Origin of the sequence: Peribacillus sp. B-H-3, assembly GCF_048572925.1 — a bacterium.
Classification (GTDB): domain Bacteria; phylum Bacillota; class Bacilli; order Bacillales; family DSM-1321; genus Peribacillus.
On sequence record NZ_CP183879.1, the window covers coordinates 3754924 to 3767740 of the forward strand.

Consider the following 12817-nt stretch of genomic DNA (forward strand, 5'->3'; position numbering starts at 1 on the left):
TACCTCCTCAAATAAGTTTTTTCACTTGAAGCGCCTGGCGGGCAAGCAGCAGCGAGCCAGTAATTCCAGCATTGTCCCCTAAACCGGGCCGTACAATATACTCGGATAACGGTGGCAGGGTAATATATCCGTTAAGTTGTTCGTCCAAATACTTATATATCGAAGAGAACACCTGGGTTTGATTCATAACCCCGCCACCAAGAATGATTTTTTTGGGTGAAACAATCAAAATATACTGCATGAGAGCCTGGGCGATATAGCATCCTTCCATATCCCAAACCTCTGCACGGTCTACAAGATTAATACCTTTTTCTCCCCAGCGTTCTTCAATTGCCGGGCCGGCAGCCAGACCTTCCAGGCAGTCATCATGATAAGGACATTTGCCCTTGTATACATCGTTCGGATGGCGTCTGACCAAGATATGCCCCATTTCCGGATGAGAATGTCCCTGAAGCAGCCTCCCTTGAACAACCGCACCTGCTCCAATACCCGTGCCAACTGTTAGGTACAAGCAGCTGTCCAGTCCTCTTGCCGCTCCGTAAGCAGCTTCTCCTAACGCAGCAGCATTTACATCGGTATTAAATCCAACCGGAACCGGAAATGCCTCGTTTACTGCTTTTACAAAAGGATAATCCCTCCACCCTTTCTTGGGTGTAGAGGTAATATTTCCGTAAGTCGGGCTTTCCGGATTCACATCAATCGGGCCGAACGAACCGATCCCAATTGCCTCAATATCATACTGCTTAAAAAACTCAAATACTTGCGGCATGGTTTCCTCCGGCACTGTTGTCGGAATCTGAACCCGGGCAGCAATATTGCCTTTTTCATCTCCAACAGCACAAACAAATTTCGTACCGCCCGCTTCTATGGCACCTAACATTGGTAGGCCCTCCTAAAAATTAAAATTTCAATAGATAAAATCCATATTTGCGCATAATATTCTGAAATCGGTGCGTAAGAGGTAGGATTCCGCGCATAAGTCATAGAAATCCGCCCTTAAGATACACATCAATCCACCTGCAAAATCTTGATTGGCGGAATTTTCCTCATTTAGGGGGGGATTCTTCACACAATTGGCTGAATAATTCTCTCTTGATCATAACCCAACCATTTAGGGTTGGACTCATTAGCTCTACACTTCACTTTATTAGGCTGGCACTTACCAAACTTATCTGGCCACCTCTTTTTTTAGCAGCAGTTGGAATCCCCCCTATTTCTCAGCAGTCATTACACGCCGCGGTTTTTTCCAAACCATATATAATGTCGGTATCATCAGTACATAGACTATTGGAAAAAGACTGAAGGATATCGGTAAAAGATTATCGCTATTAAGATATTTCCTCATAATCAGGAACAAAGTTACACCTATGATTCTTCCAATTCCAAGTGGAATCTCCCGAATAATAATATAATCCAGACGTCTGTTTTTGTAATCCGGGTCTCTTTCAATTGAAGCATAAATCATCGCGTTCATTGAGGTGTTTATCATATTCCCAGCCACAGGCTGGATAACGGCATAGATAATCAAGGAAATCAACACAGGAAATGAAGATAACAAAACGGAACCTAGTAATATCCCAACCGATCCGATCGCAAAAATCCTAATCCTATAGTCAGGATTCGAAAATTTAGCAAGCATCATGAAAGCGAGTATCGATACGACCTCTGCAGCCGTATTAAAAACACCAAGGTTTAGTTCTCCACCAGCCACTTTGAAGGTTATCATCGTAACTAAAAAGGTCCAGTATACTCCAGATACGATTCCATCGGCAAACATTACGGAGTACATTTTTTTCCACTCACGCGACGGATCTTTAATAACATCCCAAAAGTAGCTTTGGGATGAAATTGGACTCCCCTTCACCTTCAGAGAAATTAAAAATGCTATGAAAAAGAAAACACAGGTTGCGATAAACACAACATAATACCCAATCATTCCATTGAATTGCGAGATTAAAATTCCTGCCAGAAGCGGGGCAGCGACCCCTCCAACCGTATTTAATACTCCCTGTATATATAAAAATGAATCCCGTTTGTCATTTGTAGTTAAATCCAAAACGGCCATATGGACACCTACATAATAGAGGCTCATTGCTAGGCCCGTGGTTCCTCCCAGCAGCATGATATGGTCCTGCAGGTTGTTATGAAAAATAAGCATAATCAAGTACGTAAACAGATAAAAAAGAAATCCAAAACGCATCGTAATCATCGGGCTTGTTTTTCTGGCAATCCAGGAGCACACGACAAAACTGATAATAATGGAGGCTGACCAATATAAGCTATAATAGGCCAGCAAGGAATAGGTTTTATCCATTTTCCACAAGAAAACGCTTTGAAAAACTCCTGACAGGGCACCGCCAAAGCAAAAAAAGACGTTCATAATTAAATAAAACTTCAATTCGGTGGAAAAGGACTTAAATACTTCAAACATTATTTATTCTCCTTTTAGGGAAAGAACCCGGCCCATAAATGAATACCGAACCCTCCCCTTAAACTGCCGGGTACTTCTAAGACTAGTAGGTAATAACTGCTTTAGAAACTTTAAGATTAGGAAAATTGGCCATTGCCTCAGGCAGCTCTTCGATTGTAAACCGGTGGGAAATCAACATCCCAGCATCCACTGCCTTTTTGGCAATTAAAGCAATCGCTTCTTCCTGGGTGTACGGGTTAATAAATGATCCCTTAATCGTGAGTTCCTTTGAAAAAATTTCAAACGGCGAAACGGAGATGGCTGTTTCAGGTGCAGCTACTCCAAAAAACAGTACTTGGCCGCCCTTTCCAGCCGATTTAACAGCGAGTTCCATGCTTTCCGGCCGGCCCACGCATTCAATCACAACATCAGCCTCCACCGCAGAAATACCATTTGGATGAACCACTTCATCAGCACCAAGCTTATAAAGAAGCTCTTTTTTATTTTCAACCGGCTCGCTTACCATAATAGAAGAGACCTCTTGTCTCTTCACTAATTGCAAAAATAACTGGCCAATAAAACCGCCGCCAATAATAAGTACCTTACTTAACGGAGAAAACTTTATTTTTTTAAAGCCGTGCAGCACACAGCCCAAAGGCTCAACCAAAGCCGCCTCTTCAAACGTCATCCCCTCGGGTATTAAATAACAATTTGCAGCAGGCACCAGGCAATATTCGGCCATGCCGCCATCTCTTGTTACTCCAACCGCCTGAAGATTACTGCACAAATGAGCCCGGTTGCTGCGGCAATAATCACACACACCGCAATAGATGTTAGGGTCGATCGACACCCGATCACCCGTACGGAAGCCTTTAACTTCTGAACCAACCTCCACTACTTCACCAGCCAGTTCATGACCGAGAACGATAGGCGGATGCACTTCAGCCGAGCCGGGATGGCCATGGTAAATATGCTGGTCCGTCCCGCAAATCCCGCAGCTTTTTACTTTAATAATGACCTTTTGTGAGGAAGGTGCCGGATATTGCCATTCCTGCACCTCTATCTGCTTAATTCCCTGCAAAACCGCTGCTTTCATCGGCATCATCCCTCCGCCAAATTCGAATTTTTACTATTAATTGCTTTTACTCTTAGTGAATCCCATGGAATCTCTTTTCCTTGTGCCTGCGAAATCTTTACTTTTTTCATACCGCCAGGCAGCAGGTCAAAGAAGTTATCATCCATTACGAGCTGCTCGACATCCATTTCGATTGTTACCATGCGGGCTGCCACATCAGTTGAAATGGTAAGTTCCCGATTCTCCTGGTCAATCTCTACCTTCAATTCAGCCTCTCCGAATTTTATATCCTTCTGGTCGCAGAAATAATAGATATTTTCATAGTCTTTTGAGCGGATGACCATTACTGCCTCTTCAGGCGGCAGTCCGGCCAACACGTCGCCTTCACTTAAGGTAGCCAGCTGCTTTGCCACATTGGCTTCTATCCCAGCCTGCCACTCACGTGAAAATACTTTTTCTCCTATTAAACTGTAAATAGCAAGTTCAATATCATCTTGATAAGGTTCTAACTTGTCGTTTACAACCCACACTTTAATCTCCCCGCCAGGCTCATTATCAAGCGTTAACAGTACCGGGCTGAAAAATTTCCTTGCATAATGATAGGAAGCCTTCGGCAATAAATAATAATCGATAACCGACCAGCTTGTACCAGGCCAGCAGTCATTCAGTTGCCAAAATAATGCCCCGCTTGTATGCGGCTTATTGCGGCGGTAATGCTCAATGCCAAACTTCAATCCTTCCGCCTGTGTCAGCATGGAAAAAGAAATGTACTCGTCGAGATCCTTCGGCACTCCGGTGTACCCTTCCATTAACAAAATTCCTTTTGGATGGTGGATATCTTTGTTGCGGTATGCCATCTCTTCGCTTCCCCAGAAAAATTGATCCTTGGGAATGTTCTGTTCCAATGTATAACGGTTGGAGGAAGCATGCATTCCAAACTCACTGGCAAAGAGGGTAGTATCATTTTTAAAATTCTTAAAAGACAATCCTTCAATGCTGTAGTTCACAGTTTGCGGCTCGCCAAACACACGAGGCTCAATATTTCCATGCCAAACCTGCCAGTTGTGCGTGTCACCCTCTTCCCTGGAGTTATGGTCATTTCCGCCAAACGGGGAACTTGGCCAGAACAGCCGGGTTGGGTCCAGTTCCTCCAGCAAATCCGGCATCATTTCATGGTAGATTTTTTCACCGTAAAAAGGGTGTGGAATTTCACCAGAAGAAGCCAAGGCTTCATACAGCCAGTCATTTTCGTTGTTTCCGCACCAAATTGCCAGGGACGGATGATTGCGGAGACGTTTTACAACAGAGATAATTTCCTCGCGCACATTGGCCATAAAGTTTTTATTGTAGTCCGGATAAAGGGCGCATGAAAACATGAAATCCTGCCAAACCAGTATTCCAAGCCGATTGCACTCTTCGTAAAATACCTCTTTTTCATAAATGCCGCCGCCCCAGACGCGAAGCATATTCATGTTGGCATCCTTGCCCATTTTGATTAAATGCCTGTAGCGGGAATCCGGTACGGCTCCTATGAAGCTATCAATCGGAATCCAGTTGGCACCCTTCGCAAATACCTTATGTCCATTTAAAACAAAGGTAAAGCTGTTGTTACCCGCCTCATCCTTGCGCATAACTTCAATGGTCCGGATGCCAAAATCCTCGCGACTCTCATCAACCTTTTCGCCATCGGCAATCAATTCTACCTTTAACTCATAAAGATTCGGTGTGCCAATATCATGCGTCCACCAAAGCTCCGGATTACTCACTCCCAGCACTACAGCAGCCTTTTGACCGGACACTTTTGCACGTGATGAAAAACGATCGTCCCCCCGAACCAGAGAAACCTCAGCCTCATAACTCCTCTCTCTATCAAACTTCTCAATTGCAACATCTACTTCGACAACTGCCTTGTCATCACCAATAGATATTGTCCTGGCAAAAACGTGGTCAATTTTCGCTAACGTGCTTTTTTCCAGTCGAACGTCCTTCCAGATTCCAGCTGCGACCAAGCGCGGACCCCAATCCCAGCCATAATGGCTTTGTGCCTTTCGTGTCCAAATTCGTTTTTTACTAAAGCCTGACCAGTAATATTGAACCTTTTCCTTCGCATGAACATGAACAGGATCAAATTTTACCGCGAGAACATTTTTCCCTTTTTTCAGCTCACGTGCCACTTCAAACGTGTGGCTGATAAACATATTTTCTGTTGAGCCAAGCTCCACACCGTTCAGGTAAACCGTCGCAAAGGTATCAAGTCCTTCAAAAATGAGTTCGTACCGGTCTCCCTTTTGAATATCATCGTGGAATTCAAAGGTACTGCGATACCACCAAACCTTTTCCTCGACCCACTGGCATTTCAAATCGTTATGTCCATAAAAAGGATCCTTAATCAGCTTTCTGTCAATCAAAGTGGAATGGACATCACCAGGCACGCTGGCAGTCATCCAGAAATAATCAATATACTCAGGAGAAGCCACTTCAAGGTCCCGGGGGGTCCCTACATCGAATTGCCGAATTTTCCAGTTGTCATTCAGTTTCATTTATAGTCACCCTCCAGTAAGTTAAAAGGCCAAAATCACCTTGCGATTTTGGCACTCTATTGGTTCTTTATTATAGATAAGTCAATGAATCAAGAATTTCCTGTACGCTTAATTCGGCACAAGCCATGGAGGTATCGGCAACACCGTAGTACATTTTCACAACGTCGCCTTCCACTACTGCGCCGCAGGAAAATACAACATTACCAAAGAAACCTTCCACTTCATATGGAGCTTCCGGTTCAAGAATCGGTTTGTCTGTTCGGGCAAGGACCTTGGTTGGATCCTCCAAATCCAGCAATACAGCTCCCATGCAATAACGGTCATCCTTGGATGCACCATGATAAAGCTCAAGCCAGCCTTTTTCTGTTTTGAATGGCACTGCTCCTCCGCCCATGCGGCCACTGTCCCACATTCCGTCACGCAATCCAAGCAGGAATTTATGATTTCCCCAGTGTACAAGATTGGTAGATTCAGCTATCCACATTTCAGGGTTTCCTGTGCTTTTTGGCACTGGACGGTGAATCGCATAATACTTGCCGTTAATTTTTTCTGGTAAAATTAATACGTCCTTATTTTCCGGTGCAAAAATCATTCCAAGTTGCACTTTTGTAAGAAAATCTTTAGTCGCAACCAGAGATTCCCCAACACCTACAGGTGAAACAGCGCTAAAATAGATATAATATGTATCTTCTATTTTTGTAATCCGCGGGTCTTCGATTCCATAGGTTTCAAGTTCATTGGAAGGGTAAATGAACGGATCTTCATCAACTGTGAAGTTGTGGCCATCCTTGCTACGCGCAATACGCAAATAGGACAGGGAAGTCAAATACTTAAAGCCCTGTGATGAGCCGTTTTCCCTGATTACACGCGGATCAGAAAAATCATAGGCAGGGTCATTAAGGTTAAATCCTAAAATCTCGAGTTCATTTGTCTGCGGGTTATAAAATGGGGCTTTTACAATTGTAGGATTCTCGCTGATCGGGCGCTCTGCCACGCGAAGAAGCATGATCGTTTCGCCATTATAAGTGGTAACCCCTGCATTAAATGCCCCAATAACTTCAAAATTCTCATGGTACGGCTTTACATCTGCCGGAGTGACCAATGGGTTCTGTTCATATCTGTATACATTCATTTTTTTATCCCCTTTAGCTTTCAAATTTTAAAAATGGATCAACGATCGTTATTTTCTGTGCTTCTGCATCACTTATTCCCGCATACATATCTGCGGTTCCATCGGATTTCCGTACTATACCGCCGCTAAACACGACATCAACGAGGTCAGGGCGCTTGGATGGACCAGGAAGGAAATTGCTTCTGGTGGAGATTAATTCGATATCCGAAATTTCCCGCGTTTCAGGATTAAGGGCAAATACCATAGGATAATAATGACGATTTCTTTCACCATCAAAATTGGCGATATGGCCAAGCACTCCGACAAGTCCATTTACCAGCAAATGAGGTTCGTTCGCTCCGCCCCACTCTTCATCAATGAACTGGCCTTCCAATAATGGCGCCTGGTCGATCACATCGATGGTCAGTTCATCCAGTGAGGGAATCCTTGTCCAGCCAATTTTTCCTCTGCCTCCTTTTTCGCCCTGAGGCCTTGTCAATATACCGATGCTTCCATCCTGCAATTCCACAAGGCGCAGATCCTTCATTCCGTCTGGACCCTTAGCAAACTCTTGTAAACCAGAAATAGATTTCCCTTTATAAAACACAGTGCGCCAGCCAAGTGCTCCTTCAGTGATTGGGTGAGGAAAAATCTGCACTCCTCCCAAAATAAGTTCTTCTCCTATTCTTGTAAAAAAAGGATCTTGCAGCTCGAGTACAGGTGCATTTTCTCTTGGAATCCACTCACCGTTTCGTTCTACGAAAAAGTGTACATTGGAGCGCTCACTGTCCCGAGACTCAACACGCCCTGCAATCACCTTTTCACCGTCATCTTCAAACGGTGCAGAGATATTATAAACATCTCTCTCACCAATCCCAGACAATACGATTTTCTCTGGATTAGCAGGTTTTCCCGTGAACTCTTCTAAAAGCTGTTCGCAGGTTTTCACCTTCCCTTTTGTTAAAACAGCCATTCATAATCCCTCCTTTATCAGCATGGCTTCATTTGCCAAGATCCTTCCGCTCTCCGGGCTTTCCTGCTTTGTCGCAAGCAGCAGCACGGCATCGTTTCCTACATTCAGCACTCGTTCCTGATTACTGAAATTCAACAAAACTCGTATTCTCTCAGAATGGTCCTTTTTAATGTAACTGATCATGCCCTCGTCATAACGCAATTCCTCATATTCTCCCAGCCTTAGTGCCGAATGTTCCTTACGAAGATGCAATAATTTTTTATAAAAAGAAAGCATGGATGCCGGATCGTTTTCCTGTTCCGCTACATTAACCTTCATTGCATCATTGGGAATCGTTATCCACGGCTCCGCATCTGAAAAACCGACATTGCCTGAAGCGTTCCACCTCATCGGAGTCCGTGACTTATCACGGCTTTTTTCATTAGCAATGGCCAGCGCTTCCTCAGCGGTCTTTCCTGCCTCCAGGGCAAGCTTATATCCCATCAGCCCCTGAACATCCTTCATTTTTTCAATATCATCTGTAATCCAGTCCCTCATGCCGATTTCGTCTCCAAAATATAGGAACGGAACACCTTTTGCCGTCAGCATTAAAGCTGCCACAGCCTTGGCACGGTCCTCATCACCGCCAAAGCGGGATATAAAACGGGACATATCATGGCTGGAAAAGAATAAGGTAGGAACCTGATGTTCGTCATAAGCCTTTTCCGTCTCAGACAGCTGCTCAAAAAGCCGTCCAGCATCAAACTTTTCAATGCTTCCAATGTTAAAGTTAAACACTACATCCAGCTTGCCAAGACCGGAAAATTGCTTTAGAATTCCGATGTCCTCTGAACCAACCTCGCCAACAAGGAATTTATCAGGATATTGATGGACAAACTCAGCGATCTGTTCAATAATCGTTAAAATTCCCTCTTGGTCTTTATCATACAAATGGTTTTGTTCATTTTTATCCGCATCAAATGGATTATCGATAAACCTATCATTAACCTTTAAAAAGTTAATAACATCAAGCCGGAAGCCGTCGACTCCTTTCTCAAGCCAGAACTTCATGACATCGAACATAGCCTCTTTGACATCCGGATTGGCCCAGTTTAAGTCAACCTGTTCTTTGGCAAAAGCATGGTAATAATACTGGTTCGTCACCTGATCATATTCCCATGCCGTGTCGCCAAAGAAGGATTCCCAATTATTTGGCTCGTCCCGCCAGATATACCAGTCGCGCTTCGGGTGATCCTTATTGGACCTTGACTCCTTAAACCACTTATGTTCAGAAGAGGTATGGTTCAGCACCAAATCAGCAATCACCTTGATACCACCTTGATGGGCTTCTTTTATAAGAAGCTCAAAATCTTCCATTGTTCCGTAATCGGAGTCAATTTCATAATAGTCGGCAATATCATAACCGTTATCAACCTTGGGTGAAGGATAAAAGGGTGTCAGCCACAGGCCGTCAATCCCCAGCTCTTTAAGGTAATCAAGCTTGGAGGTGATTCCGGAAAAGTCGCCGATTCCGTCTCCATTTCCATCTTTAAAGCTTGGCATATAGATTTCGTAAAAAACCGATTGTTTCCACCATTCAACCATATATAAGGACTCCCAGCTTCTATTATTTAAGCGTAAACTGCATGCCTTCCTGGAATTTCTTTGAGAAAAGAAGGAAGATAATGATGATTGGAAGTGTCAATATTACAGATGCCGCGTACATCGGGCCAGGATAGCCTCCGTATGGTCCGAACATTTGGCTCAACAGGACGTTCAGCGTCAGCATGCCATCGCTCTTTATAACGATCATGTCCCATAGCAGCTCAGTCCATCTTTCCATAAACAGGAACAGGAAGATTACCGTTGTAATGGATTTCGACATCGGCAGAACGATTTTAAACAGGATTTGCAAATCCGTTGCACCATCAAGCTTAGCCGCTTCAATAAATGTATCCGGAATTCCCTTAAAGAAGTTGGTATACATAAAAATCGCCCACAGGCTCAGTGCTTTCGGCAAGATCATTCCCCAGTAAGAGTCGTACATTCCAAGCTTTTGAATGACAAGGAAGGTTGGAATTAACAGAATGATCGCCGGGAAGAACATCTGGAATAAAATCACATTGTTAACCGTATCTCTTCCTTTAAAATTAATTTTTGCCAGTGCATAGGCAACCATTACGCCCGTCACCATCATCAGCAATGTTGAAGCTGCAGAAACGACAAAGCTGTTAAAAAAGGCATGAAGCCAAGGCCTTGGAATAACCGCTTCTCCCCCGCCCAGCAGCCATTGATAGGATTTCAGGCTGAAGTGGGTTGGAAAGAGCTTTTTATCCACCTGGTCCCAATCCGCAAAGGAGCTTAGCACCATATAAATATAGGGAAAAATCATAATCAGCAAGAGAACAATGGCCAGCAGGTAGCGAAATAATAATCCTTTTTTCTTAGTTCCACCCATTTCGTTTCCCCCACATTTCCAGCAGTTTTCGAATGATAAAGATCGTTATAAACGTCACAATTGAAGCAATTATCGCAATGGCTGATGCATACCCTGCCTGAAGGTTTGTAAAGGCACGGGCGAAGATTTCCATCTGCCATGTATTTGTCGCAAAGTTAGGTCCCCCGCCTGTCAATTGGTATACCTCGGTAAAGATACCGAATGTTACACCGATTGATAAAATCAGCACAGTAAACAATGCCGGATAAAGGAGAGGAAGCGTTATTTTCCAAAAACGCTGCCATGGTGTTACTCCATCAATCATGGCTGCTTCATATACTTCGGTACTAATGCTTTCAAAACCTGATGTTAAAATAAGAGCATAATAGCCGGTGAATTTCCACGCAATAATCATAGCAACCACAAACAGTGCAGCAAACGGTGATCCAAGCCAGTCAATATCGAGGCCGAAGGATTTCCGTAAAAATTCATTAATCGGACTGTTGTAAGACAAGAGGCCTTTCACAATCAGCGAGGCAACAACGCCGGACGCCAAATATGGAAGGAAGAATCCGATTAAAAACAGTCCTTTAAATTTTGGCAGCCCATGAATAATGAGGGCTACAATAATTGAAGAAGCAATAACCAAAGGTACAAATACAAACATAAATTTAAAAGTAACGAAAAATGCTGCCTGTACCCCCGGGCTGTGTAAAGCATCCATATAATTTTTGATACCAACGAAATTAAACGTTGGGGCAATCAGATTCCAGTCTGTCATTGACAGAAATAGTGACCACACGAGCGGAATCAGAAAAAAAACGAGTGCATATATAAGATAGGGACTGGCAAAAAGCCAGCCCAACCTTCCGTCCCTGGTTCTCATTACTTGAGAGCCCCCTCAATTGCCTGTTGCATATCCTTCCAAGCAGCTTTCGGATCCTTTTCACCCTTAACCACTGGATTGAATGCCTGTTGGCCGATTAGAGTTTGAAGATCATTATATTCCGAATTGTCCATTGGAGGAATTGCGTTTGGTACGGCTGCTGCATAAGGCTGCAAGGCCGGATTTTCCTCAAAGAACGACTTAAAGGAATCATTGCTTGTCAAATCATCACGTGCAGGCGGCAAGCTAGTTTTTTCAAGCCATTTCAAATCATTATCAGGATTCGAGTATACCCAGTTGATAAACTTCATCGCTGCTTTTTGCTGTTCTTTTGTAGCAGAAGCGTAAACGACCAAACCTTTTGTATCAGCAAATGTATGCACATTCTTTGTATCCATACCATCTGGTACCGGAGGCAATGCCAATGTATAAGTTTCATTCAATTTCATGTTAGGGAATTTATCTTTCCAGTATCCAATTGTCCAAGGGCCGATATCAGAGAAAATTCCAAGGCCGCTTTCAAATGGGTCCTTTGCCTGTCTTGTTAATAGAGCCTTTTCCTTACGAAGGTCGTCAACAAAAGCAAGTGCTTTTTCCCCTGCTTCAGCGTCCCCAGTGAACTTGGTGCCTTCTACAAACTTGTTGCCGTTTGATGCTGCATCATAAAGCATAAAGAAGTCGAACCATCTTTTCCAGGCAGTTGGGTCAGCAAGGTCTGCTTTTGCCCAGACATATTTGTCAGGATATTTTGCTTTCAGTTTTTTCGCAACATCGAGCATTTCGCTATAGGTTTTTGGCGGCTCGTTATAGCCAAGTTCTTTCAAAATATCGAGTCTCCAGCCAAATAACATCGCATTGGAGTAGATTGGCAATACATATTGATGGCCGTCAGCAAACTTCCAGCCCTTCATTGTATCTTCCATATTGCGTTCTTTTTTAACATTATCCCAGCCATCTAATGTATCGAGTGGAACAAGCGCTTTACTTTCTGCTAATTGTGCCGCAAAACCGCGGTTGATATTTTCAGACATCGTTGGAGCACTTTTTCCAGCGATAGCTGATTGAATGCTTGCCTCTGAGGTTGGGCTTTCCTTCATCGGGCTGACATTTACTTTGATCTTCGGATTCTCTTTTGTAAACTCATCCGCGATTTCCTTCCAATAAACCTGTTGAGTTGGGTTTGGTGCTGCCCAAAACTCAATTGTTGTTACACCGTTTTTAGCACTGCTCGCTGTTTTTGTATCTGTGTTTCCTGTTGAGCAGGCTGCAAGGCCGGAAATAGTTAGTGTAGCTGCAAATAAGGCAGGCACCATTTTTGTCATTTTCATCCTTAATCCCTCCAATTATAAGTAACTTTCAACGTCTTAGCTGAAGAAGTAAATTCTAGAAGATGATAAGAATCTACG

Annotated in this window: 10 protein-coding genes; all 10 read right to left on the minus strand. The window is 43.6% G+C overall.

The genetic code is table 11. The features are described 5' to 3' along the window. Positions 1–7 precede the first annotated feature (7 nt). The 10 genes from ACN6MY_RS18715 to ACN6MY_RS18760 all read right to left on the minus strand — a co-directional run bounded on the left by ACN6MY_RS18715 (position 8) and on the right by ACN6MY_RS18760 (position 12733). Positions 8–880 (minus strand): ROK family protein, encoded by an 873-nt coding sequence (locus ACN6MY_RS18715; protein ID WP_419881526.1) that lies wholly within the window; start codon positions 878–880, stop codon positions 8–10. 330 nt (positions 881–1210) lie between these two features. Further along, a complete protein-coding gene (locus tag ACN6MY_RS18720) occupies positions 1211–2431 on the minus strand; it encodes an MFS transporter (RefSeq protein WP_419881527.1) in 1221 nt (406 codons plus the stop codon). Positions 2432–2513: 82 nt separating this feature from the next. Next, entirely contained in the window at positions 2514–3506 is a 993-nt protein-coding gene (locus ACN6MY_RS18725) for a zinc-dependent alcohol dehydrogenase family protein (protein ID WP_419881528.1), read from the minus strand. A gap of 5 nt (positions 3507–3511) precedes the next feature. Next, a complete protein-coding gene (locus ACN6MY_RS18730; protein WP_419881529.1) occupies positions 3512–6025 on the minus strand; it encodes a beta-mannosidase in 2514 nt (837 codons plus the stop codon). 70 nt (positions 6026–6095) lie between these two features. After that, positions 6096–7157 (minus strand): glycoside hydrolase family 130 protein, encoded by a 1062-nt coding sequence (locus tag ACN6MY_RS18735; RefSeq protein ID WP_419881530.1) that lies wholly within the window; start codon positions 7155–7157, stop codon positions 6096–6098. 13 nt (positions 7158–7170) lie between these two features. Then, entirely contained in the window at positions 7171–8109 is a 939-nt protein-coding gene (locus ACN6MY_RS18740; RefSeq protein WP_419881531.1) for an MTP-1 family protein, read from the minus strand. Then, complete coding sequence (locus ACN6MY_RS18745) at positions 8110–9693, minus strand: alpha-glucosidase (protein WP_419881532.1); 1584 nt, start codon at positions 9691–9693, stop codon at positions 8110–8112. Between the two features lie 22 nt (positions 9694–9715). Next, on the minus strand, positions 9716–10546 hold the full coding sequence (locus tag ACN6MY_RS18750) for a carbohydrate ABC transporter permease (protein WP_419881533.1): 831 nt from the start codon (positions 10544–10546) through the stop codon (positions 9716–9718). Beyond that, entirely contained in the window at positions 10533–11411 is an 879-nt protein-coding gene (locus tag ACN6MY_RS18755) for a carbohydrate ABC transporter permease (RefSeq protein ID WP_419881534.1), read from the minus strand. The genes ACN6MY_RS18750 and ACN6MY_RS18755 overlap by 14 nt, the downstream gene beginning before the upstream one ends. Next, on the minus strand, positions 11411–12733 hold the full coding sequence (locus tag ACN6MY_RS18760; protein ID WP_419884217.1) for an extracellular solute-binding protein: 1323 nt from the start codon (positions 12731–12733) through the stop codon (positions 11411–11413). The genes ACN6MY_RS18755 and ACN6MY_RS18760 overlap by 1 nt, the downstream gene beginning before the upstream one ends. Positions 12734–12817: the final 84 nt, after the last annotated feature.

Excerpts from the sequence above, each read along its gene's own strand:
- ACN6MY_RS18725 (WP_419881528.1), bottom strand. The coding sequence starts at position 3,506 with ATGAAAGCAGCGGTTTTGCAGGGAATTAAGCAGATAGAGGTGCAGGAA.
- ACN6MY_RS18740 (WP_419881531.1), bottom strand. The coding sequence starts at position 8,109 with ATGGCTGTTTTAACAAAAGGGAAGGTGAAAACCTGCGAACAGCTTTTA.
- ACN6MY_RS18720 (WP_419881527.1), bottom strand. The coding sequence starts at position 2,431 with ATGTTTGAAGTATTTAAGTCCTTTTCCACCGAATTGAAGTTTTATTTA.
- ACN6MY_RS18760 (WP_419884217.1), bottom strand. The coding sequence starts at position 12,733 with ATGACAAAAATGGTGCCTGCCTTATTTGCAGCTACACTAACTATTTCC.
- ACN6MY_RS18715 (WP_419881526.1), bottom strand. The coding sequence starts at position 880 with ATGTTAGGTGCCATAGAAGCGGGCGGTACGAAATTTGTTTGTGCTGTT.
- ACN6MY_RS18745 (WP_419881532.1), bottom strand. The coding sequence starts at position 9,693 with ATGGTTGAATGGTGGAAACAATCGGTTTTTTACGAAATCTATATGCCA.
- ACN6MY_RS18755 (WP_419881534.1), bottom strand. The coding sequence starts at position 11,411 with ATGAGAACCAGGGACGGAAGGTTGGGCTGGCTTTTTGCCAGTCCCTAT.
- ACN6MY_RS18730 (WP_419881529.1), bottom strand. The coding sequence starts at position 6,025 with ATGAAACTGAATGACAACTGGAAAATTCGGCAATTCGATGTAGGGACC.
- ACN6MY_RS18735 (WP_419881530.1), bottom strand. The coding sequence starts at position 7,157 with ATGAATGTATACAGATATGAACAGAACCCATTGGTCACTCCGGCAGAT.
- ACN6MY_RS18750 (WP_419881533.1), bottom strand. The coding sequence starts at position 10,546 with ATGGGTGGAACTAAGAAAAAAGGATTATTATTTCGCTACCTGCTGGCC.